Genomic DNA, 25199 nt, shown 5'->3' on the forward strand with positions numbered 1-25199 from the left:
GTTGAAAGTATACACATTTCAATTACCAAAAGTAGTTAGCAATTTTGCCCGATTTTGTTTACAGATGGTTTCAAATGATCCTGCAGGTCCTAAAAAAACAGCTACTAGAAAGAAAAAAGGAAACGAAAAAACGCCAAGTTGATAACTTCAACTTGGCGTTTTATTTGGAAGAACGGATTAAACGCGTTCAACTTTACCTGATTTTAATGCACGAGCAGAAACCCATACACGTTTTGGTTTGCCGTTTACTAAAATACGAACTTTTTGAAGGTTTGCGCCCCAAGTACGTTTGTTAGCATTCATTGCGTGAGAACGGTTGTTACCAGACACAGCTTTACGTCCAGTAATGACACATTTTTTTGGCATATTATTTCCCTCCTCATAAAGAAGTTGAAAGATTCATGATTTCACTTCGGTATTTCACATACTTTAATAATTTAACACACACTTTTACCTAATGCAACTGATTTTGATAGACTTTCAAGAAAAAAACCTTTACAGTCTAAATGTAGACGAATTGATAGGTTTTCTTTTATAATCAAAATTTGTATAGTACAATAAGAGATAGTCAAAAAGAAATCAGGAGGCATTCTAATGTCAGTAGAATTGAAAAATGAATTCGGTAGTATTGATATCTCTAATGATGTTGTTGCACAAATAGCAGGTGGAGCAGCGATTGAATGCTATGGCATCGTCGGTATGGCAAGTAAACACCAAATTCGTGATGGCTTAACAGATATTCTTCGTAAGGAGAATTTCGCAAAAGGAGTAATCGTTCGTCAAGATGGTGAAGATTTACATATCGATATGTATGTCATTATTAGTTACGGAACTAAAATTTCAGAAGTAGCCTATCAAGTACAATCAAAAGTAAAATATACACTAGATAAAACATTAGGAATGGCAGTTAAATCTGTTAATATCTACGTGCAAGGTGTTCGCGTAGCGAACGTGTAAGAGGAGGAACTTATTCAAATGAAGTCGTTAGACGGGATTAAATTCGCGGAAATGGTACAAGCTGGTTCAAGCCATTTAGCTCAAAATGCGGAATATGTTGATTCGTTAAATGTATTCCCTGTACCTGATGGAGATACAGGAACGAATATGAATTTATCGATGACATCAGGTGCAAAAGAAACTGCTGCTAACAAGGTAGCAAACATTGGAAAGACAGCGCAAGCATTATCAAAAGGATTGCTAATGGGAGCACGAGGTAATTCAGGTGTTATATTATCTCAATTATTCCGCGGATTTGGTAAAGCTGTCGAAAAAGAAACTGAATTAGATGCAGTAAAATTTGCGCAAGCATTTCAAAGTGGGGTAGAAACAGCTTATAAAGCCGTTATGAAACCTGTTGAAGGAACAATTCTTACAGTTGCACGTGTTGCTGCTGAAAAAGCAGTGGAAGTTGCAAAAACAGAAGAAGATATTGTTGTTATTATGGAACAAACTTTAGCTGCAGCAAAAGAAGCGCTAGCTAAAACACCTGACCTATTACCAGTACTGAAAGAAGTAGGAGTGGTTGATAGTGGTGGCCAAGGTTTAGTCTTTGTATATGAAGGCTTTGCAGCATCCTTAAAAGGTGAAGCAATTCCTGCTCCAACGAAAATAGATTCAATCGATGATTTAGTAAATGCAGAACATCATAAAGCGCAAGATTTTATGGATACTTCTGAAATCGTCTATGGATACTGTACAGAATTTATGGTGCGTTTTGAAGACGATAAAAAACCATTTAATGAATCAGAATTCCGAGAAGATATGAGCCACTTCGGTGATTCACTACTAGTTATTTCTGATGATGAAGTGGTGAAAATCCACGTTCACTCTGAAACACCAGGGAAAGTTATCTCTTATGGTCAACAATATGGTAGTTTAGTAAAAGTTAAAGTAGATAACATGCGTCTTCAACATACAGCAATCGTTGGAGAAGATCATAAAGTAGCCAAAAAAGAAGTGAAAAAACAACCATATGCAATCGTAACAGTAGCAATGGGTGAAGGTGTTGCACAACTTCTAGAAAGTGTTGGCGCATCATATGTGATAGAAGGCGGTCAAACAATGAACCCTTCTACAGAAGATATTGTCAATGCTATTAAAGAAGTAGGGGCAGAAAAAGTATTAATCTTACCAAATAATAAAAATATAGTAATGGCAGCTGAACAAGCAACTGAATTATTAGATATTGAGGCTGCTGTTGTACCAACAAAAACAATTCCACAAGGTATGTCTGCAATTCTTGCATTCAACCCAGAGCTATCAGTTGAGGAAAACAAAAAACATATGACAGCTGCATATGCAAATGTTAAATCAGGACAAATTACATTTGCAGTACGTGATACTTCAATTGATGGAGTAGAAATTCACAAAAATGATTTCATGGCTATTAAAGAAGGGCAAATTATCCAAGCTACACCTTCTTTAAAAGTCGCTTCTGAAATATTAGTAAGCGATATGGTTGATGAAGATTCAGAAATTGTCACAGTACTATACGGCGAAGACGTTGAAAAGCAAACTGTTGATGAATATGTTGAATTTATAGAACAAAAATATCCAGATGTAGAAGTAGAGGTACATGATGGGAAACAACCATTATATCCTTATATCATTTCTGTAGAATAAGTCACAATTAGAATTATTAATCATAACAACCTATGTAAAACGGCTAAGAAAAAAATCTTGGCCGTTTTTCTATATATAGCTTGTTTGAGGTCAAATAGAAAAAGACTAAAATGTTTGGTTATATGAGAATATTCGTGTAAGATAAGTTTTGAATATTACTAGAAATGCGTGGGGAGAAATTATGAAATTTACATCCGTTTTTGATATTATCGGTCCGGTCATGATTGGTCCTTCTTCATCACATACTGCTGGTGCGGCTCGAATTGGTCGCGTTGCCAGAGATTTATTTGGACGTCAACCTAAATGGGCTAAAATCCACTTGTATGGTTCTTTTGCGGAGACGTATAAGGGACATGGAACTGATGTAGCAATAATCGGTGGATTACTGGATTATGATACTTACGATGAAAGAATTAAGACTGCATTTAAAGAAGCAGCAGAGGCAGGATTAACTTTTGAATTCATACCTGAAACAGATCATACAGAGCATCCAAATACAGCAAGAATCGTAATTGGTGATGATGATATGGAAATGTCAATGGTTGGTATTTCAATTGGTGGTGGTGCGATTGAAATTACTGAACTTAACGGATTCCCACTTCGATTATCAGGAGGCATGCCAGCAATCTTAGTAGTACACGATGACAGAGCTGGTTGTATCGCCAATGTAGCTAATTGCCTTGCAAAACATAATATTAATATTGGTCATATGGAAGTGTCACGTAAAGAACGAGGAAATATGGCATTAATGGTCATAGAAGTAGATCAAAATATCGAACATGCTATTTTAGGAGAAATCGAAAATCTTCCTAATATTACGAAAGTGACTCGTATTAAAAACTAGGAGGTATAAAAAATGGAAGTATTATTTCGTAATGTTAGAGAATTGGTAGAACGTGCAGAAACAGAAAATAAACTCATTTCAGAAATTATGATCGAACAAGAAATTTTAATGTCAGAAAGAAGCCGAGATGAAATAATGGAACAAATGTCTCGAAATCTTACTGTCATGGAAGAGGCTGTTGAAAGAGGTTTAAAAGGAGTACGTTCCGTAACAGGTTTAACAGGTGGAGATGCCGTATTATTACAAAAATATATACAATCAGGTAAAGGATTTTCAGGAAATCTTTTACTAGACGCTGTCAGTAAAGCTGTTGCTACAAACGAAGTCAATGCAGCCATGGGAACAATTTGTGCAACACCCACTGCAGGTTCTGCAGGAGTTGTACCAGGTACACTTTTTGCCGTGAAAAATAAATTGAATCCTACAAGAGAACAAATGATTCGATATTTGTTTACTGCAGGTGCTTTCGGTTTTGTTGTAGCTAATAATGCATCTATTTCAGGTGCAGCTGGTGGCTGTCAAGCTGAAGTAGGTTCGGCAGCTGCGATGGCTGCTGCATCCATTGTTGAAATGGCTGGCGGTACACCTTCTCAAAGTTCACATGCATTTGCAATTTCACTTAAAAATATGCTTGGTCTTGTATGTGATCCGGTAGCAGGATTAGTGGAGGTTCCTTGTGTTAAGAGAAATGCAATGGGAGCTGCAAATGCTATGGTAGCAGCAGATATGGCATTGGCAGGTATCACGAGTCGTATTCCAACAGACGAAGTAATCGGTGCAATGTTCCGTATTGGTCAAACAATGCCTGTAGCTTTAAAGGAAACCGCACAAGGTGGATTAGCAGCAACACCAACAGCTAAGGCAATTCAAGCGAAGATTTTTGGTGGGGCCGTGTTACATCGTGACTAACCTACTGGATTCAGTAACTGATTTAAAAGGTGTTGGGAAAACATCTGCTGATACATTAAGTTTGATGGGCATTGCAACGATAAAAGATTTGATATTAACGTTTCCGTATCGTCATGAAGATTTTCGTCTAAAAGATTTAGCAGAAACACCACACAATGAAAGAGTTACAGTAGAAGGACGTATCGAAAGTGAACCAACTGTTCTTTATTTAGGTAAAAATAAATCACGCTTACAAGTACGTATGTTGGTTGGACGACATTTGATAAAAGTTGTTTTTTTCAATCAAGGATATTTACGAAGTAAATTAACACTCGGTACCATTGTAACCGTAACAGGTAAATGGGATAGGGGCCGTCAAATCATAAATGGAAGTAATGTGTCATTTGGCCCTAAAACAGATCAGGCAGATTTTGAACCAGTATATAGTTTAAAGGGTAAGTTGACTCAAAAAAAATTCCGCCAATTTATCCGTCAAGCCTTGGATTTATCAAAAAATCAGCTTCCAGAGACTTTACCTGAACAGTTAAGAAATGAGTATAAATTACTGCCCCTTTCAGATGCTTTAGAAGGTGTTCATTTTCCAAAAGATGCAAATCATGCAAAACAAGCACGTCGAAGATTTGTTTACGAAGAGCTGTTACAATTCCAGTTGAAAATTCAAGCATTAAGAAAAACTCGGAGAGAGCAAGAACATGGTATTATCATTCAATATGATTTAGAAAAGGTTCGTGAATTCATCAGTTCTTTACCATACGAGTTAACAAATGCCCAAAAACGTGTTGTCAATGAAATATCACGTGATTTACTAATCCCCCAACGCATGAATCGATTATTGCAAGGGGATGTAGGATCTGGGAAAACTGTGGTGGCAGCAATAGGATTGTATTCCTCAGTTACAGCTGGATTTCAAGGTGCATTAATGGCGCCAACTGAAATTTTAGCAGAACAACATGCAGCATCACTTGATGAATGGTTGCATCCTTTTGGTGTCAAGGTTGCATTATTGTCCGGATCGGTTAAGGGAAAGGCAAGAAGAGAGTTGTTAGAGAGAGTATCAAATGGAGACATTGATATTCTTGTTGGAACACATGCATTGATACAACCGGATGTATCATTTAAAAAATTAGGGTTTGTTATAACTGACGAACAACATCGTTTTGGGGTCGAGCAACGCAGAGTTTTGCGTGAAAAAGGGGAAAATCCGGATGTGCTTTTTATGACCGCAACGCCTATTCCGCGTACATTATCGATTACAGCATTTGGAGAAATGGACGTTTCAATCATTGATGAAATGCCAGCAGGAAGAAAGAAAATTGAAACTCATTGGGTAAAAAGTGAACAATTCAATCAAGTGTTAACCCGAATGGCGAAAGAACTTGCCAATGGTCGTCAAGCTTATATTATTTGTCCGCTCATTGAAGAATCAGATAAGCTTGATGTGCAAAATGCAGTAGATGTTTATCAACAACTTTCAACTATTTATAAAAATAAATTCAAAATAGGTCTTATGCATGGACGTTTACCCGCAAATGAGAAAGATGAGGTAATGCGTGCTTTTAGTGAAGGAAGACTAGATGTTCTCGTTTCTACAACTGTTGTAGAAGTAGGGGTAAATGTTCCAAATGCAACATTTATGGTAATATATGATGCTGAGCGATTTGGTTTAGCTCAACTTCATCAATTACGAGGTCGAGTAGGACGGGGAAATCATCAATCTTACTGCATACTTATTGCAGATCCGAAAAGTGAAGAGGGTAAAGAGCGTATGATTTCTATGACGGAAACGAATGATGGTTTCCGTTTAGCGGAAAAGGATTTAGAACTCCGTGGACCTGGTGATTTTTTTGGAAAAAAACAAAGTGGCTTACCGGAATTTAAAATGGCTGATTTAGTCCACGATTATAGAGCGTTAGAAGTAGCAAGGCAAGATGCAGTGAAACTTATTGAATCACCTGAATTTTGGCGAAGTGAAGAATATAAAGCTTTACGAGAATATCTTGCTTCATCGGGTGCTCTTGATGGCGAAAGAATTGATTAAAAGTGGGGGGATGCAAAGCTGTTTTGAAAAACAACACTTGCATTCTCTTTTTTATATTTATATACTGATATTAGTACCAAGTGCTAATATTAAGGGGCGACGAAGAATAATATGAAGTACTCAAAGAAAGAACGACAACTATTATTGCAGCAAACGATTCAAGAAAACCCATTCGTCACAGATGAACAGCTTGCTACAAAGTTTAATGTTAGTGTTCAGACGATTAGACTTGATCGTATGGAGTTATCCATTCCAGAATTGCGTGAACGGATTAAGGATGTAGCCGCCAATAATTTTGAAAATGAAGTTAAAACCTTACCTATAGATGAAGTTATTGGAGAAATTATCGATATTGAATTGGATGAACGTGCGTTATCTATTTTTGATGTTGGGGAAGAACATGTCTTTCAAAGAAACCGCATTGCAAGAGGACATCACTTGTTCGCCCAAGCGAATTCTTTAGCAGTAGCCGTTATTGATGATGATCTTGCATTAACAGTCCATTCTGACATTCATTTTTTGAAACCAGTAAAAGCAGGGCAACGCGTAGTATCTAAAGCCGTGGTTACAGGAAAAGATAATGAAAAAAATCGTACGTTCGTCACCGTTACCTCTACAGTAGATGGAAATACAGTTTTTACGGGACAATTTGAGATGTATCGAACGAAAGGTAAAGGTGAAAAGTAAATGAAATTAGCAGTTGATGGTATGGGTGGGGACAACGCACCTCAAGCCATAATCGATGGTGTATATGAAGCACTTGAAGAAAACAAAGATTTAGAAGTTTTACTATATGGTTCAAAAGAAAAAATGCAACCATTTTTAAAAGATATGAATCGTATTACAATTATAGATTGCCAAGAAGAAATTGAAGGAACAGATGAGCCTGTTCGTGCAGTACGACGTAAAAAGGATGCATCAATGGTGAAAATGGCTCAAGCTGTTGCAGATGGTGAAGCAGAAGCTTGTATTTCAGCAGGGAATACGGGTGCTTTAATGGCATCTGGATTATTTATTGTGCATCGTATTGATGGTATTGACCGTCCAGCGCTTTCAACAACATTACCTACGTTAGATGGTAGTGGTTTTGATATGTTGGACCTGGGCTCTAATGCAGATGCAAAGCCGGAAAATCTAGTGCAATATGCTATAATGGGAAGCATTTATGCAAAACAAGTACGTGGTATTCAAAATCCAACAGTAGGTTTGTTGAATATTGGTACTGAAGATAAAAAAGGCAATGACCTAGCAAAACATGCTTTCACTTTATTAAAAGATGCGCCAGTGAATTTTATCGGAAATGTAGAGGCACGAGAATTATTAAATCATGCTGCTGATGTAGTCGTAACGGATGGTTTTACAGGTAATATGGTATTAAAAACCATTGAAGGAACAGCAGGCGCTATTTTTAAAATGATGAAAGAAGCTTTTATGTCTTCCACAAAATCAAAAGTCGCAGCATTGATGATGAAAAATGATTTGAAAAATCTTAAAAATAAAATGGATTACACAGAGTACGGTGGTGCAGCATTGTTTGGCTTAAAAGCACCGGTGATTAAAGCACATGGTTCTTCTAATGCAAGAGCTTTTGCAAGTGCAATTCGTCAAGCACGCAAAATGGTCGACTATAATGTTATTCCAACAATCGATGCAACCATTATGAAATCTAAACAAAATGAACAATAACTTTTTTAATGTTGTTATACAAAGGGGAATGTAAAATGACGAAAATTGCTTTTATTTTTCCAGGGCAAGGTTCACAAACTGTAGGAATGGGTCAAGAATTTATTTCTCAGGAATCTGCGTGTAAGGAATTTTATGATCAAGCAGATCAACTTTTAGGGATTGAATTATCGAAGTTAATGTTAGAAGGTCCTCAAGAAGACTTAACACTAACTTACCATGCGCAACCAGCATTATTAACCACTGGTGTTATGATCGCTGAAAAGTTAAAAAAAGCTGGGATTACACCAGATTTTACTGCTGGACATAGCTTAGGTGAATATGCTGCAATTGTTACTTCAGGTGTTATGACCTTTGCGGATGGGGTACAAGCTGTACATAATCGTGGTATTTATATGAATGAAGCAGTACCCGCTGGCGAAGGTGCAATGGCTGCCATTTTAGGCTTGAATCGTGATGAACTGAAACAAGTTACTGATAGTGTTACAGCTGAAGGGGAAATTGTTCAGCTTGCCAATCTCAACTGTCCAGGTCAAATTGTTATTTCTGGAACAGCTAAAGGTGTAGAATTGGCTTCTGAAAAAGCCAAAGAAGTAGGTGCTAGACGTGCTATTCCATTAGTTGTTAGTGGTCCTTTCCATTCCGAGCTAATGAGACCTGCTGCTAGCAAGCTACAACAAATGCTCTCTAAAATTGATATGCAAGATGCTAATGTACCAGTTATAGCTAATGTTAATGCACAACCTGTTACTTCAAAGGCAGTGATTCTAAACCAATTAGTTGAACAATTGTATTCTCCAGTACTATGGGAAGATTCAGTCCGCACTTTACTTGCTGAAGGGGTAGATGTCTTTATTGAATGTGGTCCCGGTAAAGTTTTAAGTGGACTTGTCAAAAAAGTGGATCGTAAAGTGAAAACATATTGTGTTTATGATGAAGCAACATTCAACCAACTAATAGAAGCGGCAAAGGAGTGGTCTTAATTGGCAGATTTAACGAATAAGGTAGCTGTTATTACAGGTGGCTCTAGAGGAATTGGACGTGCAATTGCACTTCACTTAGCTAAACTAGGAGCTAAAGTTGTTGTGAACTATAGTGGTAGTCAAACAAAAGCAGAAGAAGTTGTATCTGAAATAGAGGATGCAGGTGGTTCTGCGATTGCAGTTCAAGCGAATGTAACGGATGCAGAAGCTGTTGCAAATTTGATGAAGCAAGCTATAGAAAACTATGGTAAACTTGATATTTTAGTAAATAATGCTGGCATTACTCGTGATAATTTACTTATGCGTATGAAAGAAGAAGACTGGGATGCTGTTATGAATACGAATCTTAAAGGTGTCTTTCTATGTACTAAAGCTGTTACACGTCAAATGATGAAACAACGTGCAGGTCGTATTGTTAATATTGCTTCCATTGTCGGAGTTGCAGGGAATGCTGGTCAAGCAAATTATGTTGCAGCAAAAGCAGGTGTTATTGGCCTAACTAAAACAGCAGCGAAAGAACTAGCAGCTCGTAATATTTACGTCAATGCTGTAGCTCCTGGATTTATAGATACTGAAATGACAGAAGAGTTACCTGAACAGATTAAAGCACAAATGCTTACTCAAATTCCGCTAGCTAAATTAGGTAAACCAGAAGATGTCGCAAAAGTAGTTGCATTTTTAGCCTCTGATGAAGCAAGCTATATGACAGGTCAAACGCTTCATGTAGATGGCGGTATGGTCATGTAGACGTCTTGTATGTATAAGAAATCATTGAGAGGAGGTGAACAATTTGGCAACAGTATTAGAACGTGTATCTAAAGTTGTCGTTGACCGTTTAGGTGTTGACGAAAGCGAAGTGAAACTAGAAGCTTCTTTCCGTGATGATTTGGGTGCGGACTCATTAGACGTAGTAGAATTAGTAATGGAATTTGAAGAAGAATTTGATATGCAAATTGATGACGAGGACGCAGAAAAAATTGCTACTGTAGGTGATGCAGTAAGCTTTATCGAAAGCAAACTCGGCTAATTTCACGTATAATATACAATACTTAAAACTTCCCCGCTTTTCTAAAGTGAGGGAAGTTATCTTTTTATTTTTGCACATTGTATAATAAAAAGGTAAACTATAGATTGTACCAAATGGAAAATAAGAAGGTTGATAAAAGATGAGAATACAAGGACTCTCACAAAAGAATGGCGCAATTTCAGAGCAGGCACGTCTAAAATTCGCTGAATTACAAGATTTATTGGGCTTACACTTCAATAATCCTAATTTGTTATACAACGCATTTACACATTCATCATTTGTAAATGAGCATCGTAGAAAGCTTTTTGAAGACAATGAACGTCTTGAATTTTTAGGAGACGCTGTGCTTGAGCTAACTGTTTCTAAGTTTTTATTTCTTAAATTTCCTAAGATGACTGAAGGCGAACTAACAAAATTGCGTGCAGCAATGGTTTGCGAGCCATCCCTAGTGATATTTGCTAATGAGTTGAATTTTGGTAAATACGTATTACTAGGTAAAGGAGAAGAAATCACAGGTGGTCGTCAACGTCCAGCATTACTTGCGGATTGTTTTGAAGCATTTATAGGTGCTTTATATTTAGACCAAGGTTTAGAAACAGTTGTTGGCTTTTTGGAAAAAGTTGTTTTCCCAAAAGTCGAGCTCGGTGCATTTTCACATGTTATGGACTTTAAGAGTCAATTACAAGAAATGGTACAACAAAATAATTCTGGTACATTACAATATGAAATCATTAAAGAAAATGGTCCAGCACATAACCGTACATTCGTCTCTCAAGTGTTGTTAAATAACAAAGAACTTGGAGTAGGCAACGGTAAATCTAAAAAAGAAGCGGAACAAAAAGCAGCACAATGCGCTATGCGTGCTTTAAAAGTACAAATAGCGAATGATCAGGAGGGTTAATTTTGTTTCTTAAACGGCTTGAAGTGATTGGTTTTAAATCTTTTGCTGATCGAATAGGTATAGACTTTGTACCTGGCGTTACTGCTGTCGTTGGCCCGAATGGTAGTGGTAAAAGTAACGTAACAGATGCGATTCGCTGGGTACTCGGTGAACAATCAGCTAAGTCCCTTCGTGGTGCAAAAATGGAAGATATTATTTTTGCCGGAAGTGATTCACGCAAACCGCTTAACTTTGCAGAAGTATCATTAATTTTAGACAATGAAGACGAACGCTTACCGATTCCATATAACGAGGTAAGCGTTACTCGTCGTGTTTATCGTTCTGGGGAAAGCGAGTATTTGCTTAATAAGCAACAATGTCGATTAAAAGATATTACAGATCTATTTTTAGATTCAGGATTAGGAAAAGAAGCTTTCTCAATTATTTCTCAAGGACGAGTAGATGAAATATTAAATAGTCGTCCTGATGATCGACGTACAATTTTTGAAGAAGCTGCTGGTGTATTAAAGTATAAACAGCGTCGTAAAAAGGCTGAACATAAATTATTTGAAACAGATGATAATTTGAATCGTGTATTAGATATTTTACATGAGTTGGATAAACGAATCGAACCATTACATATCCAAGCATCCGCAGCAGAAGATTATTTGAAAATGTCAACAGAGCTAAAAGATATCGATATCGCAGTTTTAGTTCATGATATGGAGCAATTAAACAATGCCATGGAGAGTATTGCGAAAGAAAAGGAAAATCTGTTTTCAAAAGAACAAGTTCATGCTGCACAGATTACTGAAAAAGAGTCTTATATTACAAAACTTCGAAAACAATTAACCGAGCTAGATAGTTTACTAGATGAATCACAGCATCAACTTGTAGATGTAAGTGCAGAAGTTGAACGTTTTGAAGGCCGTAAAGTATTAATGGCTGAAAAACGAATAAATGCAGCGGCACAACTAACAAAACTACAACAATCACTTCAAAAGGCAAAAACTTCTAGCGACAGTTGGAATAAATTGAAGAGCGAGAAAGAAAAGCAATTAGTAGATCGCCAACAAGAGCTCCAAAATTTAAAGAAAACAGTAAAACAACTTGAAGATAATTTGAATCGTTCAACTTCTGAAATTGAAGCAGAGATTAATAAATGGAAAGACACATATATTGACCGCTTAAATGAAGAAGCTACTGTTAAAAACGAAGTAAAAAATATTACAAAACAATTAGAAGAACAAACTGAGAATTCTGTAAAAATTTCAAGCCAATCCACAGAAATGGTAACTGAGCTCAAAGGCTTACAACAAGAGCAACAATTGGTAGCTGAGAAATTGCAAAATGTAGAAAAACAAGTAGCGTTGAAGCTTGAAAAATATAAAAATTGTCAACAAGATTTGCAAAATGCAAAAAGACAGTACGATCAGCAACAATCTATGTTATTTAAAGGCTATCAACATTTACAACAGATGAAATCTCGTCAAGAAACACTTGCTGAACTTGAAGCGGATTTTTCAGGATTTTATCAAGGTGTAAAAGCTGTTCTAGTTGCACGTGAAAAGCAACAATTACAAGGTATTCATGGTGCGGTAGCAGAGCTAATTCATGTTGATGGCGAATATGCTCGTGCTGTTGAAACTGCTCTAGGTGCTGCAATGCAACATGTTGTAACTGAAACGGATGTAGATGCTCGTAAAGCAATTACATGGTTAAAACAACAACGAGCAGGTAGAGCGACATTTTTACCTAAAAATGTGATGAAGTCTCGTAAAGTACCTGCAAATGTATTGCAAACTGTTGCAAATCATCCTTCATTTATTAATACAGCAGATGAATTGGCAACATATGATCCTGCATTTCGTACAATTGCGGAGAATTTGTTAGGTCATGTACTAGTATCAAAAGATTTACAAGGTGCTTCTCAAATTGCAAAAACTTGCGGTTATCGTTATCGCGTTGTCACTTTAGATGGTGATGTTGTTAATACCGGGGGTTCTTTGACCGGGGGTTCTGTTAAACAACAGGCATCATTATTTAGTCGTAAAGCTGAACTTGAAAGCTTAACATCACAATTATCTCAAATGCAAGCTTCTATCGGAAATGCAGAAAAGGTAGTTGCAGAATGGAAAGAACAAGTAGCAGAAAAGACTACACTTCTTGAACAGTTACGTATAGAAGGTGAAGAAATACGTGCTGAAGAGGTAGAGTTAAGTGCTCGTCATCGCGAATTAGAAGCCACTACTAAACGATTGTCATTAAGAGTTTCTATGTTTAGTGATGAACAACAAGATGCATCTGGTCGTAAATCAAGACTAGAAGGACAACTAGCAGATTTTAATCGTCGAAAAGAAGAGTTATCAAAAGAATTAACTAAAATCAATCAAACGGTTGAAGAATTGAATGTTTTAAAACAACAAAGTGAATCAGAACGTGATGTTTTACAAGAACAATATGCTTTAAAACGCTCAGAATTAGCAGTTTTACATGAACAGGTATCCCAACTAAAATTAGCAGTATCTGATGCTGTAACTCAATCGCAACAAGCTATTGAGGAAGTTTCGAATATATCAAAAGAAATAGACTGGATTACCAATGGTGGAGACATTAATGGTCCTTCTGAAGAAGAAATAATTGTTAAGATTACAGATTTACAAAGCCGAAGAGAAGAACTTGTTAAAACTGTTGAACAAACGAAGCAACAACGTACTGAAGTTCAACAACAAATTGATGCAATAGATATTGAGTTAAAAGAATTACAACGGGTGCATCAAGGACTTCTTGATGGATTACGTAATTACGAAGTGAAATTAAATCGTTTGGATGTTGAACATGAGAATTTAGCCAAACAACTTGAAAAAGAATATGAGCTTACATTTGAGGAAGCATTACTTGAGCCATCGTTAGATGTAGATGTTGATACTGCTCGACGTAAAGTTAAGTTGTTAAAACAGTCCATTGCAGAATTAGGCACTGTTAATATTAGTGCCATTGAAGAATATGCTACAGTTTCAGAACGTCATTCATTCTTATCAAACCAACGGAATGATTTACTTGAAGCACAAGAAACATTAAACGAGGCAATTCGTGAGATGGATGAAGAAATGACGAATCGTTTCAGCAGCACATTTTATGAAATTCGACGACATTTCCAAGATGTATTTCGTGAATTATTTGGTGGAGGTCATGCCGATTTAGAATTGCTTGATCCAGAAAATCTTCTAGAAACAGGCATTGAAATTGTGGCACAACCCCCAGGCAAAAAACTTCAACGACTAAGCTTATTGTCAGGTGGAGAAAGGGCGTTAACAGCCATTGCTTTACTATTTGCCATTTTAAAAACACGCCCAGTTCCATTCTGCATTCTTGATGAAGTTGAGGCTGCCCTTGACGAATCAAACGTTGCTCGTTATAGTCAATATTTGAAAAAGTTTAGCTCAGAAACACAATTCATCGTCATTACTCACCGTAAAGGAACAATGGAAGGTGCAGATGTATTGTATGGTATTACTATGCAAGAGTCTGGTGTCTCTAAGCTAGTATCTGTTAAATTAGAACAGGAAGAACCTGTTCCATCGTAAGACAAAGGAGCGAATAATATGAGCTTTTTAAAACGTATGAAAGAGAAGTTGATGGGTAGCTCAAAAACTGAAAAAGAAGAGCTATTGGATCAAACAACAGAAGAACAAGAAGTTGTAGAACATTCTACAAACGAAGTGCAAGAAATAACTGTTGATAGCACTAAAAAAATAGAGCCAGAAACAGTAGAACAAGAAAAAGAGATTGAGGAAGATAATCAACAAAAAGAAGAAAAAAACAAAAGAGGTTTTTCTGCCTTCTCAATCACAGAAAAGTTCAAATCTGGTTTAGCTAAAACACGTGATTCATTTACTTCAAAAGTAAATGATCTAGTAGCACGCTATCGCCATGTCGATGAAGAATTCTTCGAAGAACTTGAAGATTTATTACTTCAAGCGGATGTTGGTATGGAAACAGTTATGGAGTTAACTGAAAAACTTCGATTTGAGGTACAACGAAAAAATATAAAAGATACAGAAGGCATACAAGCATTAATATCTGAGAAACTTGTAGAAATTTATGAACAAGGTGAAGAAGATATTACAGAGTTGAATATTCAAGAAGGCGATTTAACGGTAATCTTGTTCGTAGGTGTGAACGGTGTTGGAAAGACAACTACAATCGGTAAGTTAGCACATCGTTTTAAAAAACAAGGTAAAAACGTGTTACTAGCGGCAGGGGATACTTTCCGTGCAGGTGCTATTGATCAATTGCAAGTATGGGGAGATCGAGTAGGAGTAGAAGTTATAAAACAATCTGAAGGATCGGATCCAGCTGCAGTTATGTATGATGCTATTCGTGCAGCCAAAAACCGCAAAGCAGATATATTGATTTGTGATACTGCCGGTCGTTTGCAAAACAAAGTGAATTTGATGAACGAATTAGAAAAAATTCATCGTGTCATTTCCCGGGAAATTCCGTCGGCTCCACACGAAGTTTTACTTGCGCTTGATGCCACAACAGGACAAAATGCGTTACAACAAGCGCAAATCTTCAAAGAAGCGACAAATGTTACAGGAATTGTTTTGACAAAATTAGATGGTACTGCAAAAGGTGGTATTGTCCTTGCGATACGAAACAAATTGCATATACCAGTAAAATTCGTTGGCCTTGGAGAACAAATGGATGATTTACAACCGTTTGACTCTGAACGTTATGTATATGGCCTATTTGCTGATGCACTTGATGAACAAATAGCTAAAACTGAAGAATAAGATTTAGAATAGTGAAAGGAGTTGCTGAAAAATTTTGGCGACTCCTTTTACTTTTTATTAAATTATTCAATTGAGAGAATGGTAGTGTTTAAAAAATCCACTTCTTGTCTTTATGATTATTGGCAGGGGGAAATAAGGTAATTGTTATCTGTTTTTTTAAAATAAAATAGACAAGTATTTTTACTTGACAGAAACAATAATTATCTTTATGATACAGAAGAATATGTAAAAAAGAGGAGAGGTTGCGAAATGCTACTTGAAAAGACAACACGCATGAACTTTCTCTTTGACTTTTATCAAGCATTATTGACAGAAAAACAACGTAGTTATATGCAACTCTATTATCTAGATGATTTATCACTTGGAGAAATTGCAGAATCTTATGATGTTTCACGTCAAGCTGTTTATGATAATATCCGTAGAACAGAATCAATGCTTGAAGAATACGAGGAAAAACTTCAACTTTTTGAAAAATTCCAGAACAGACAACAAATACTTTCAAAACTAGAAAAAAGTATAACCGTAGCTCAAACAAACAATGCAGAACAGCTATCATTAATTGAACAACTAAAGCAATGTGATTAGGAGGCGACATGCATGGCATTTGAAGGTTTAGCGGAGCGACTCCAAGGAACGATTAACAAGATTAAAGGCAAAGGTAAAGTAAACGAACAAGACGTCAAAGAAATGATGCGTGAAGTTCGATTTGCTTTAATCGAAGCTGACGTTAACTTGAAAGTCGTGAAAAGCTTTGTAAAAAAAGTTAGCGAACGTGCTGTAGGTCAGGATGTTATGAAAAGCTTAACCCCTGGTCAACAAGTTATTAAGATTGTACAAGATGAGTTAACAGATTTAATGGGTGGCGAACAAAGTCCGATTAAATTTGCAACAAAACCACCAACTGTTATAATGATGGTCGGTTTGCAAGGTGCTGGTAAAACAACAACAACCGGTAAGCTGGCAAACGTATTAAGAAAAAAATATAATCGTAAACCATTACTCGTAGCAGCTGATATATATCGTCCGGCAGCAGTGAAACAATTGCAAACGCTAGGAAAACAATTGTCTTTACCAGTATTTTCTTTAGGTACTGATATTTCTCCTGTTGAAATTGTTCGTCAAGCTATAGAAACAGCAAAAGAGGAACATCATGATGTTGTATTGATTGATACTGCTGGTCGACTACATGTCGATGAAAAACTAATGCAAGAGCTTAAAGATATTCGTGCATTAAAAGAACCAGATGAAGTATTTTTAGTAGTTGATGCAATGACAGGTCAAGATGCAGTAAATGTTGCTGAAAGCTTTGATGAAGCTGTTGGTATTACAGGGGTTGTTTTAACAAAACTTGATGGTGATACTCGTGGTGGTGCTGCACTTTCTATTCGTTCTGTAACCCAAAAACCGATTAAATTTGTAGGTATGGGCGAAAAAATGGATGCACTAGAACCGTTCCATCCTGAACGAATGGCTTCACGAATTCTTGGCATGGGCGATGTCATGACGTTAATCGAAAAAGCTCAAGCAGCAGTCGATGAAGAACAAGCAAAGGCTTTAGAAGAAAAATTTAAAACACAATCTTTTACGTTAGATGATTTTCTTGAACAAATGAGTCAAGTGAAAAAACTTGGACCTTTGGATGAAATATTGAAAATGCTACCAGGTGCAAACAAAATTAAAGGACTTGAAAATGCTAAAATCGACGATAAACAAATTGGCCATATTGAAGCAATTATTTTATCAATGACCCCAGCTGAAAAAACAAATCCCGAAATTATTAATGCAAGCCGTAGAAAACGTATTGCAAAAGGTTCTGGTTCATCCGTCCAAGAGGTAAACCGACTAATCAAACAATTTGAAGATATGAAAAAAATGATGAAACAAATGACAGGTATGGCGCAAAAAGGGAAGAAAAAAATGAAACTTCCTGGCTTAGATTCCTTGTTTAAATAAAAAAAATACGCTAAAATATAGTGTGTTAAGAAAAAACACTTTACAAACAATCCAAAGCTTGCTATTATACTATCTTGTGTGAAACTATTCGGAGGTGCAATTAAACAATGGCAGTTAAAATTCGTTTAAAACGTATGGGAGCTAAAAAATCTCCTTTCTATCGTATCGTAGTAGCAGACTCACGTTCACCACGTGATGGTCGCTCAATCGAAACTATCGGTACTTTCAATCCATTAACTTCTCCAGCAGAAGTTAAAATTGACGAAGCTAAAGCATTAGCTTGGTTAGGAAATGGTGCGAAACCATCTGATACTGTACGTAACTTGTTCTCAGAACAAGGCATTATGGAAAAATTCCATAACTCTAAAATCGGTAAATAATCGGAGGTGGCATTATGCAGCAGCTGATTGAAGTAATCGTAAAACCTTTAGTCGATTATCCAGACGAAGTAAAAATTATTACTGACGAAAACGACAATCGTATTGTTTATAAACTTTCTGTACATCCAAGTGATATTGGAAAGGTCATTGGCAAGCAAGGGCGAGTTGCTAAAGCAATTCGAACAATTGTTTACTCAGCCGCAGGCAGCCACCATCATAAAAAGACTTATATCGATATTCTAGATTAAAACTAGGAAGGAGCAAACGTTCCTTCCTTTTTTATATATAATATTTATATAAAAGCGGAACGCGCTTGAATAGCCCCGACAAGTGCTGGAGAGCCCGACTCAAAAGCGTTTTTCAGCTTTTGACCAAGGGATCGAAGCAACATTGAGGGGCTAGCGCGTGGAGCTAGATAAATAAAAGTGGAACGCGCTTGTTAAACAATTCAATATTTTAAAGAGGTGAACAATATGGAATGGTATAACGTAGGGAAAATTGTTAATACGCATGGTATTCGAGGAGAAGTTCGTGTCATTTCTCAAACGGATTTTCCAGAAGAGAGATATGCTGTTGGTCAACAACTAGCTCTTTTTAAACAAGGTGAGAAAAAGCCAATGTTATTAACAATTGCTTCTTCTCGTCCACACAAAAACTTTATTCTATTATCATTCGAAGGGTATCCTAATATCAATGATGTAGAGTCATTCCGAGACGGAATACTAAAAGTTAGTGAAAGGCAACTCGATGAAGACCAATTACAAGATAACGAATTCTACTACCATGAAATAGTAGGTTGTACAGTTTACGATCAAGATGGAAAAGAAATTGGAAAAGTGAAAGAAATCTTTGAAACTGCTGCAAATGACGTTTGGACAGTTAAAGGATTAGATGGAAAAGATCATTACATTCCTGTTGTAGATGAATTTGTCAAGGAAATCGATATTGATGAAAAGAAAATAGTAATCGAAGTAATAGAAGGGCTATTATCATGATGAATATTCACGTCTTATCTTTATTTCCCGAAATGTTCACAGGCGTTTTTGGATCTTCCATATTAAAAAAAGCACAAGAAAAACAAGCTGTGCAACTATCAGTTACCGATTTCAGACAATTTTCTAATAATAAACATGCTCAAGTAGATGATTATCCATATGGTGGAGGAGCAGGAATGGTGTTAAAACCAGAACCTCTATTTAATGCTGTAGAGGCTCTTGTGGAAGAGGGAAAGAAACCCCGCATCATTCTTATGTGTCCACAAGGAGAACGCTATACACAGGCAAAAGCTGAAGAATTAGCGCAAGAGGAAGATTTAGTTTTTGTATGTGGTCATTATGAAGGGTATGATGAAAGAATTCGTCAGTATTTAGTAACGGACGAGCTGTCAATTGGTGATTTTGTTTTAACCGGTGGAGAATTAGCGGCTATGACAATAATCGATAGTGTTGTAAGGTTATTACCGGGTGTTCTTGGAAATGATGATTCACCTGTACTTGACTCTTTTTCAACTGGATTACTTGAACATCCACATTACACCCGTCCTGCAGATTTTCGTGGTATGAAAGTACCGGATGTATTATTATCAGGTAATCATGCGAAAATTGAACAATGGCGAATGGAACAATCTTTAAAGCGTACAATTGAACGTAGACCGGATTTACTAGAACATATAGAGTTAACAAAAGAACAACAAAAATATCTTGAAAAACTAAAAAAACTGTAAAGTATAAAGACTTGCAACAGGTTAAAATATATGCTAATATTTGAGATGCATTTCTATGGAGATGCCGCATTACGGTGTTCCGCTGTAGCAACCACAGTGACCTGCAAGAGCATCTGTCTAAGGAGAGAAAACAATGTCAAACATTATTTCAGAAATCACTAAAGATCAACTTCGTACTGACATCCCAACATTCCGTGCTGGAGATACAGTAAAAATCGACGTTAAAGTAGTCGAAGGTACTCGCGAACGTATCCAAGTATACGAAGGTGTAGTTATCAAACGTCGTGGTGGCGGTATTAGTGAAACTTTCACAGTTCGTAAAATTTCTTACGGCGTTGGAGTTGAACGTACATTCCCATTACACACACCAAAAATCGCTAAACTAGAAGTTACTCGTCGTGGTAAAGTACGTCGTGCTAAATTATACTACCTACGTAACTTACGTGGTAAAGCTGCTCGTATTAAAGAAATTCGATAAGCTTATTTTTGAAGAATGGAGAGCTTGCATTTCAAGCTCTCTTTCTTTTTGCCTGAAATGATAAATCCTTGTACAATATAAGTAGAAATGTCAAGGGGGCATCGATGATGGAAAAGCATAAAAGGGAAAAGAATGAGTTGTGGGAATGGACAAAAGCACTTATTATTGCATTTGCACTTGCAGCTGGCATTCGATACTTATTATTTACGCCAATTGTAGTTGATGGTGAATCAATGATGCCTACACTTGAAAACGGGGATCGTATGATAGTAAATAAAATTGGCTATCGGATTGGAGAGATACACAGGTTTGATATAGTAGTATTTCATGCTCCTGAAAAAAAGGATTATATTAAACGTGTAATAGGTTTACCCGGTGACAAGTTAATGTATAAAAATGACCAACTATATATAAATGGAAAAGCAATTGAAGAACCATATTTAAAAAAATTTAAAGATGAAATAACAGATGGTGGAACTTTAACAGAAGACTTTTCATTAAAAGATATTCCAAGTGTACAAGGGGATACTATCCCGCAAGGATATGTTTTTGTTATGGGCGATAATCGACGATATAGCAAAGATAGCCGGCATATTGGGATCGTTTCTGTTGATAAAATTATCGGAAAAACAAATGTTGTCTTTTGGCCTTTCAATCAGATAGGCAAAGTGAACTAACAAATTGGAGTGAAAAACTTGACTATACAATGGTTTCCTGGACATATGGCCAAGGCACGCAGACAAGTTACGGAAAATTTAAAGCTTGTTGATATTATTTTTGAATTAATCGACGCACGCCTGCCTATGTCATCTAGAAATCCGATGCTTGACGAAGTCATTCATCAAAAAACAAGATTATTAATATTAAATAAAGCTGATATGGCAGATGAAACTCAAACAAAAAAATGGCTTGCTTATTTCGAACAAAAAGGCCATAAAGCTATTGCCATTAATTCATTGGATGGAAAAGGTTTGAAGTTAGTAACAAAAGCTGCGCAGCAGTTATTAGCGGATAAATGGGCACGTATGAAAGCAAAAGGTTTAAAAACTAGAGCTATTCGCGCAATGATTGTAGGTATACCAAATGTAGGGAAATCTACACTTATCAATCGTCTTGCAAAGAAAAATATTGCAAAAACAGGTAATACTCCTGGTGTTACAAAGTCTCAACAATGGATTAAAGTTGGTAAGGAATTAGAGCTATTAGATACTCCAGGGATTTTATGGCCGAAATTTGAGGACCAAGAAGTTGGATATAAATTAGCGCTAACTGGAGCTATAAAAGATACGATTACGAATATGGATGACCTTGCTATTTATGGCTTGAATTTTTTAAGTAATCATTATCCAGGGCGTATGGAAGATCGATATCATATTTCAAGCTTGAGTGATGAAATTGTTGAAACTTTTGATCATATAGGAAAATTACGAAACGTTTATATATCTGGTGGAGAAATTGATTATGACCAAGTAGCTGAACTAATTGTAAGAGATATTCGCAGTCAGCAACTTGGTAAGCTAACCTTTGATTTTGTAGAAGATTTTGCATAAAAAAATAGACCTTTTTTACCGATGTGTAAAGAAGGTTTTTTTTCTGTATTTTAATTAAAGATAGCCGATAAAAAGAGTATCAATGGGTGTAAGTTAACTTCATCTTCACGGATTATGAGTGAACCAATCGGGTTTAGTAAAAGGAGAATTTTAAGTGAGTACCATTAAAGAAATTAAAGATGCACTATTGAAAGAAACAGAATGGCAACCTTGGATGGATGAATTAGAAACAGACGAGAGACAAGGTATTGTTAGAGCGTTGGAACAATGGCATCGTCGCAAGGAAAAATATGATCATCTCTTATCAGAACACAAGAAGAAACTTGAATTCGATGAATCGTATAGACCTTTTCCACATGCACTTGTAGCAGGAACTGACGAAGCAGGTAGAGGACCTCTAGCTGGACCAGTTGTCACAGCAGCTGTCATACTTCCGGAAGACTGCCCAACATTAATCGGATTAAATGATTCAAAGCAATTATCTAAAGAAGCGAGAGAAAGCTTTATTGAAAAAATAAATGAATGTGCGATTGCTTCTTTTATTCACTTTCAACCCGCCAGTGTGATTGATGAGGTTAATATATATGAAGCGACAAAACAATCTATGAAAATATCAATTGAATCATTATCAACAAAGCCAGATTTTGTATTAGCAGATGCTATGACTTTGCCGATTGATATACCACAGCAATCCGTTATAAAAGGAGATGCTAAAAGCCTAGCAATCGCAGCAGCATCCATTCTTGCCAAAACGGCTAGGGATCATTATATGGAAGAATTAGCGAAGCAATATCCAGAGTATGGATTTGAAAAGCATGCAGGTTATGGGACAAAACAACATTTAGAAGCATTAAAAAAATATGGACCAACAGAAATTCATCGGAAAACGTTTGAACCGATTAAATCTATAATTCTTCAAAAGGAGTGAATAGAGTTGAATTATCCATCGTTGACATCAGTTCATTTACAAACGTCAAGTGGGCCGATGACTGGACAACCATTGGTTTTAAAACAAGGACAAGTTATACATGGAACGATTAAACAACTATATCCAGAGCAAATGGCAGAGGTTCAAATTGGTGGACAACGAATGATGGCTAAACTAGAAATCCCATTACAAGCTGGAAATTCGCATTATTTCCAAGTGTCAGGGGTTGAGCCAGATTTACAACTTAAAGTCATTTCAGGGCCTATGACACCATCAGCACCTATATCACAACAAGTTTCTCAATTATTAGAGTCGATGCAATTGCCACAAACAAATGAAATGAAAGAATTAGCGTCGCATCTGCTAAAAAATAATTTACCGATGACGAAAGAACAAATGCAACAAGCAGAGCAAATTATGAAGACGTTACCTGAGGCAATAAGTTCAAAAGATGCATTGAAAGTTATACAAAAATTGATTGAACTAAAATTACCCATCCAACAAAATACATTTCAAGCTGTATTGCAAGGAAGTATGAAACAAGGCTTTACAGAGGTTTTAGGTAATCTACAACAATTATTACTCCAAGATGATTCCATTCCTCCAACGTTGCGGGAACAGCTTCAAAATCAACTGCAAATGATCAACAAACCGCTGACCTTAGAAACTGGAGGCATATTATTAGCCAAAATGTTAGATGTTTTATCTTCTTCATCAGCATCTCCAGCAGATAAATTAACAGTTTTACAACTACTAAAAAGCGCTGGAATGATGCCGAAAAGTTCAAATCTATTTAACTGGAATACTGCTATTCAACCATCTAACAATGGATTTCTACAACAACTTTCATCAGCATCGCAAACAGGTAATATGAAGGAAGTGTCAGCGATACTCCAGCAAGTTAAAGAATCATTACAACAAAATTCATCATTATTAGATTCTGAAAAACTGGGGATTCGTCAATCTATAACAAAGGCAACTACACAACCGACGATTGAAAATGTTCAGGCAGTTACAAAGCATCTAGAAACGGCATTACAAAAATCGCCAATTCAAATGTTAACAGCAGCTTTGTACACGACGTCCAAAAAAGAAATAACAGAATTGCTACCACAACTAAAAAATGCAATACAAGAGCAGACTTTGTTAACTTCAACACAAAAGGAAGAATTACTTCAAACAATCCAAAAGATTGATATTGAAAAAAGTATATCTCCTTCAATTCAATCAGTGGTGAAGGAATTACATAACCAATTGTTGAAAGCTTTTAGCGATTCAGCTCAATTACAACCATTTCAAGAAGATAAACAAGGAATGACTGCGAAGCAACAATTGATGCAAATATTAAATGCAGATATTGCAGATGAGCGGAGTACATTTACAAAACTAGTACAAGTAACAACTAGTTCTAAATCAGACTTTATTCAGAACATGCTAATGCAAACGGAAGAACAGCTAGCACAACAACTGGATGGTAAAACATTCGAAACAGCAATCAAACAAACTTTACAAAATTTAGGACTGAGCTATGAAGCGAAGCTAAGCGAGAATTCTTCAAATCTAGAACAAATTTCAAGCCAGCTAAAGCCACAATTATTAGGACTTTTACAGGAAGACTCTATTTCAAGTACGACAAAAAATGTAGCGGAACAAGTCGTAGCTCGGATGAATGGTATGCAGTATTTATCAGGCGAAAACGGACCACAACATCAACTAATTATGCAAGTACCATTAGAGTTCTTTGGAAAAAAAACAGAAGCAACATTACAATGGAATGGCCGTATGAAAAAAGACGGTAAAATTGATGCTGATTATGCACGCATACTTTTTTACTTGCAACTTAGCTCTATTCAAGAAACCGTAATCGATATGCAAGTGCAAAGTCGGGTTGTTTCGGTCACTATTTATAACGAAAATGACAACTTGAAGTCTTTAGCTGGGCCATTAAAAAGCGTTCTTAAAAATGGCCTTTCACAACATGACTATCAACTTTCTGGTGTTTTTATAAAAAAATATGCAAAGGAACAAACGAATACCAATAGCAAGAAAACATCGGCATCAGAATTGCATACGCAAGGAGTCGATATACGTATATGAATGAAAGACAACAAACAAGAAAAGAGGCGGTTGCCCTTTCCTATAATCCCTTGAATGCCGATATACCAAAGGTAATTGCAAAAGGAAAGGGGAAAATCGCTGAAAACATATTGGAACAGGCGAAAGCCCATAATATTCCGATTCAAGAAGATCCCAATCTTGTCCAACTACTAGGACAACTAGATTTGAACGAAGCTATTCCAGAAGAACTATATCAAGCAGTTGCGGAAGTATTTGCATTTATTTATAGATTAGATCAATTGCATGAAAAGTACTCCGATAATAGCCACTAATTTTTATATAAA

General features: G+C 36.4%; 27 protein-coding genes. 26 read left to right on the forward strand and 1 reads right to left on the reverse strand.

The window, feature by feature from the left end; genetic code table 11:
- The first annotated feature begins 1 nt into the window (after position 1).
- Positions 2 to 142, forward strand: coding sequence for a stage V sporulation protein SpoVM (spoVM, locus tag Q0977_RS00430; protein WP_233547996.1), 141 nt, complete (start codon positions 2 to 4; stop codon positions 140 to 142).
- Positions 143 to 177: 35 nt separating this feature from the next.
- Here spoVM and rpmB read toward each other — a convergent pair whose 3' ends face one another.
- Complete coding sequence (rpmB, locus tag Q0977_RS00435; protein WP_102692702.1) at positions 178 to 366, reverse strand: 50S ribosomal protein L28; 189 nt, start codon at positions 364 to 366, stop codon at positions 178 to 180.
- A 228-nt stretch (positions 367 to 594) separates the two neighbouring features.
- Here rpmB and Q0977_RS00440 point away from each other — a divergent pair, with 228 nt between their 5' ends.
- The 25 genes from Q0977_RS00440 (at position 595) to Q0977_RS00560 (ending at position 25187) form a co-directional block, all read left to right on the forward strand.
- Positions 595 to 957: an Asp23/Gls24 family envelope stress response protein gene (locus tag Q0977_RS00440; RefSeq protein ID WP_119414246.1), complete on the forward strand. Its 363-nt coding sequence runs from the start codon at positions 595 to 597 to the stop codon at positions 955 to 957.
- 18 nt (positions 958 to 975) lie between these two features.
- Positions 976 to 2622 carry a DAK2 domain-containing protein gene (locus Q0977_RS00445; RefSeq protein ID WP_119414247.1) on the forward strand — a complete coding sequence of 549 codons (1647 nt, stop codon included), beginning with the start codon at positions 976 to 978 and terminating at the stop codon, positions 2620 to 2622.
- Positions 2623 to 2803: 181 nt separating this feature from the next.
- The gene (gene sdaAB, locus Q0977_RS00450; RefSeq protein WP_299509535.1) at positions 2804 to 3466 is read left to right on the forward strand and encodes an L-serine ammonia-lyase, iron-sulfur-dependent subunit beta; all 663 of its coding nucleotides are present in this window, start codon (positions 2804 to 2806) and stop codon (positions 3464 to 3466) included.
- A 12-nt stretch (positions 3467 to 3478) separates the two neighbouring features.
- Positions 3479 to 4375, forward strand: coding sequence for an L-serine ammonia-lyase, iron-sulfur-dependent, subunit alpha (sdaAA, locus tag Q0977_RS00455; protein ID WP_299509537.1), 897 nt, complete (start codon positions 3479 to 3481; stop codon positions 4373 to 4375).
- A complete protein-coding gene (gene recG / locus Q0977_RS00460; RefSeq protein ID WP_299510010.1) occupies positions 4365 to 6413 on the forward strand; it encodes an ATP-dependent DNA helicase RecG in 2049 nt (682 codons plus the stop codon). The genes sdaAA and recG overlap by 11 nt, the downstream gene beginning before the upstream one ends.
- 111 nt (positions 6414 to 6524) lie before the next feature.
- On the forward strand, positions 6525 to 7100 hold the full coding sequence (fapR, locus tag Q0977_RS00465; RefSeq protein WP_119414250.1) for a transcription factor FapR: 576 nt from the start codon (positions 6525 to 6527) through the stop codon (positions 7098 to 7100).
- Positions 7101 to 8099 carry a phosphate acyltransferase PlsX gene (gene plsX, locus Q0977_RS00470; protein WP_119414251.1) on the forward strand — a complete coding sequence of 333 codons (999 nt, stop codon included), beginning with the start codon at positions 7101 to 7103 and terminating at the stop codon, positions 8097 to 8099.
- 35 nt (positions 8100 to 8134) lie between these two features.
- Positions 8135 to 9079, forward strand: a complete 945-nt coding sequence (gene fabD, locus Q0977_RS00475; protein WP_299509541.1) for an ACP S-malonyltransferase — start codon at positions 8135 to 8137, stop codon at positions 9077 to 9079.
- Positions 9080 to 9826: a 3-oxoacyl-[acyl-carrier-protein] reductase gene (gene fabG, locus Q0977_RS00480; protein WP_124217230.1), complete on the forward strand. Its 747-nt coding sequence runs from the start codon at positions 9080 to 9082 to the stop codon at positions 9824 to 9826.
- Positions 9827 to 9869: 43 nt separating this feature from the next.
- Positions 9870 to 10106 (forward strand): acyl carrier protein, encoded by a 237-nt coding sequence (locus tag Q0977_RS00485; RefSeq protein ID WP_119414254.1) that lies wholly within the window; start codon positions 9870 to 9872, stop codon positions 10104 to 10106.
- 139 nt (positions 10107 to 10245) lie between these two features.
- Complete coding sequence (rnc, locus tag Q0977_RS00490; RefSeq protein ID WP_119414255.1) at positions 10246 to 11007, forward strand: ribonuclease III; 762 nt, start codon at positions 10246 to 10248, stop codon at positions 11005 to 11007.
- A gap of 2 nt (positions 11008 to 11009) precedes the next feature.
- Positions 11010 to 14573, forward strand: a complete 3564-nt coding sequence (gene smc / locus Q0977_RS00495) for a chromosome segregation protein SMC (protein ID WP_119414256.1) — start codon at positions 11010 to 11012, stop codon at positions 14571 to 14573.
- Between the two features lie 18 nt (positions 14574 to 14591).
- Entirely contained in the window at positions 14592 to 15785 is a 1194-nt protein-coding gene (gene ftsY, locus Q0977_RS00500) for a signal recognition particle-docking protein FtsY (RefSeq protein ID WP_299509549.1), read from the forward strand.
- Between the two features lie 249 nt (positions 15786 to 16034).
- On the forward strand, positions 16035 to 16370 hold the full coding sequence (locus Q0977_RS00505) for a putative DNA-binding protein (protein WP_119414258.1): 336 nt from the start codon (positions 16035 to 16037) through the stop codon (positions 16368 to 16370).
- Positions 16371 to 16382: 12 nt separating this feature from the next.
- Positions 16383 to 17738 (forward strand): signal recognition particle protein, encoded by a 1356-nt coding sequence (gene ffh, locus Q0977_RS00510; RefSeq protein WP_119414259.1) that lies wholly within the window; start codon positions 16383 to 16385, stop codon positions 17736 to 17738.
- 107 nt (positions 17739 to 17845) lie between these two features.
- Entirely contained in the window at positions 17846 to 18118 is a 273-nt protein-coding gene (gene rpsP / locus Q0977_RS00515) for a 30S ribosomal protein S16 (protein ID WP_119414260.1), read from the forward strand.
- Between the two features lie 14 nt (positions 18119 to 18132).
- Positions 18133 to 18366, forward strand: coding sequence for a KH domain-containing protein (locus Q0977_RS00520; protein WP_119414261.1), 234 nt, complete (start codon positions 18133 to 18135; stop codon positions 18364 to 18366).
- Positions 18367 to 18591: 225 nt separating this feature from the next.
- Complete coding sequence (rimM, locus tag Q0977_RS00525) at positions 18592 to 19113, forward strand: ribosome maturation factor RimM (protein WP_299509560.1); 522 nt, start codon at positions 18592 to 18594, stop codon at positions 19111 to 19113.
- On the forward strand, positions 19113 to 19841 hold the full coding sequence (gene trmD, locus Q0977_RS00530; RefSeq protein WP_119414374.1) for a tRNA (guanosine(37)-N1)-methyltransferase TrmD: 729 nt from the start codon (positions 19113 to 19115) through the stop codon (positions 19839 to 19841). Before rimM ends, trmD begins: the two co-directional genes overlap by 1 nt.
- Positions 19842 to 19974: 133 nt before the next feature.
- Positions 19975 to 20319: a 50S ribosomal protein L19 gene (rplS, locus tag Q0977_RS00535; RefSeq protein WP_119414263.1), complete on the forward strand. Its 345-nt coding sequence runs from the start codon at positions 19975 to 19977 to the stop codon at positions 20317 to 20319.
- 107 nt (positions 20320 to 20426) lie between these two features.
- A complete protein-coding gene (lepB, locus tag Q0977_RS00540; protein ID WP_119414264.1) occupies positions 20427 to 20996 on the forward strand; it encodes a signal peptidase I in 570 nt (189 codons plus the stop codon).
- Positions 20997 to 21014: 18 nt separating this feature from the next.
- Positions 21015 to 21869 carry a ribosome biogenesis GTPase YlqF gene (gene ylqF, locus Q0977_RS00545; RefSeq protein ID WP_119414265.1) on the forward strand — a complete coding sequence of 285 codons (855 nt, stop codon included), beginning with the start codon at positions 21015 to 21017 and terminating at the stop codon, positions 21867 to 21869.
- Between the two features lie 154 nt (positions 21870 to 22023).
- Positions 22024 to 22797 (forward strand): ribonuclease HII, encoded by a 774-nt coding sequence (locus tag Q0977_RS00550; RefSeq protein WP_299509567.1) that lies wholly within the window; start codon positions 22024 to 22026, stop codon positions 22795 to 22797.
- 6 nt (positions 22798 to 22803) lie between these two features.
- Positions 22804 to 24894 carry a hypothetical protein gene (locus Q0977_RS00555; protein WP_299509569.1) on the forward strand — a complete coding sequence of 697 codons (2091 nt, stop codon included), beginning with the start codon at positions 22804 to 22806 and terminating at the stop codon, positions 24892 to 24894.
- On the forward strand, positions 24891 to 25187 hold the full coding sequence (locus Q0977_RS00560; protein WP_119414268.1) for an EscU/YscU/HrcU family type III secretion system export apparatus switch protein: 297 nt from the start codon (positions 24891 to 24893) through the stop codon (positions 25185 to 25187). The genes Q0977_RS00555 and Q0977_RS00560 overlap by 4 nt, the downstream gene beginning before the upstream one ends.
- The last annotated feature ends 12 nt before the right edge of the window (positions 25188 to 25199 follow it).

This window comes from uncultured Rummeliibacillus sp. (assembly GCF_934216135.1).
Classification (GTDB): Bacteria; Bacillota; Bacilli; order Bacillales_A; family Planococcaceae; genus Rummeliibacillus.

Excerpts from the sequence above, each read along its gene's own strand:
- rpmB (WP_102692702.1), bottom strand. The coding sequence starts at position 366 with ATGCCAAAAAAATGTGTCATTACTGGACGTAAAGCTGTGTCTGGTAAC.
- Q0977_RS00440 (WP_119414246.1), top strand. The coding sequence starts at position 595 with ATGTCAGTAGAATTGAAAAATGAATTCGGTAGTATTGATATCTCTAAT.
- Q0977_RS00445 (WP_119414247.1), top strand. The coding sequence starts at position 976 with ATGAAGTCGTTAGACGGGATTAAATTCGCGGAAATGGTACAAGCTGGT.
- sdaAB (WP_299509535.1), top strand. The coding sequence starts at position 2,804 with ATGAAATTTACATCCGTTTTTGATATTATCGGTCCGGTCATGATTGGT.
- sdaAA (WP_299509537.1), top strand. The coding sequence starts at position 3,479 with ATGGAAGTATTATTTCGTAATGTTAGAGAATTGGTAGAACGTGCAGAA.
- fapR (WP_119414250.1), top strand. The coding sequence starts at position 6,525 with ATGAAGTACTCAAAGAAAGAACGACAACTATTATTGCAGCAAACGATT.
- plsX (WP_119414251.1), top strand. The coding sequence starts at position 7,101 with ATGAAATTAGCAGTTGATGGTATGGGTGGGGACAACGCACCTCAAGCC.
- fabD (WP_299509541.1), top strand. The coding sequence starts at position 8,135 with ATGACGAAAATTGCTTTTATTTTTCCAGGGCAAGGTTCACAAACTGTA.
- rnc (WP_119414255.1), top strand. The coding sequence starts at position 10,246 with ATGAGAATACAAGGACTCTCACAAAAGAATGGCGCAATTTCAGAGCAG.
- ftsY (WP_299509549.1), top strand. The coding sequence starts at position 14,592 with ATGAGCTTTTTAAAACGTATGAAAGAGAAGTTGATGGGTAGCTCAAAA.
- Q0977_RS00505 (WP_119414258.1), top strand. The coding sequence starts at position 16,035 with ATGCTACTTGAAAAGACAACACGCATGAACTTTCTCTTTGACTTTTAT.
- ffh (WP_119414259.1), top strand. The coding sequence starts at position 16,383 with ATGGCATTTGAAGGTTTAGCGGAGCGACTCCAAGGAACGATTAACAAG.
- rpsP (WP_119414260.1), top strand. The coding sequence starts at position 17,846 with ATGGCAGTTAAAATTCGTTTAAAACGTATGGGAGCTAAAAAATCTCCT.
- Q0977_RS00520 (WP_119414261.1), top strand. The coding sequence starts at position 18,133 with ATGCAGCAGCTGATTGAAGTAATCGTAAAACCTTTAGTCGATTATCCA.
- rimM (WP_299509560.1), top strand. The coding sequence starts at position 18,592 with ATGGAATGGTATAACGTAGGGAAAATTGTTAATACGCATGGTATTCGA.
- trmD (WP_119414374.1), top strand. The coding sequence starts at position 19,113 with ATGAATATTCACGTCTTATCTTTATTTCCCGAAATGTTCACAGGCGTT.
- rplS (WP_119414263.1), top strand. The coding sequence starts at position 19,975 with ATGTCAAACATTATTTCAGAAATCACTAAAGATCAACTTCGTACTGAC.
- lepB (WP_119414264.1), top strand. The coding sequence starts at position 20,427 with ATGGAAAAGCATAAAAGGGAAAAGAATGAGTTGTGGGAATGGACAAAA.
- Q0977_RS00560 (WP_119414268.1), top strand. The coding sequence starts at position 24,891 with ATGAATGAAAGACAACAAACAAGAAAAGAGGCGGTTGCCCTTTCCTAT.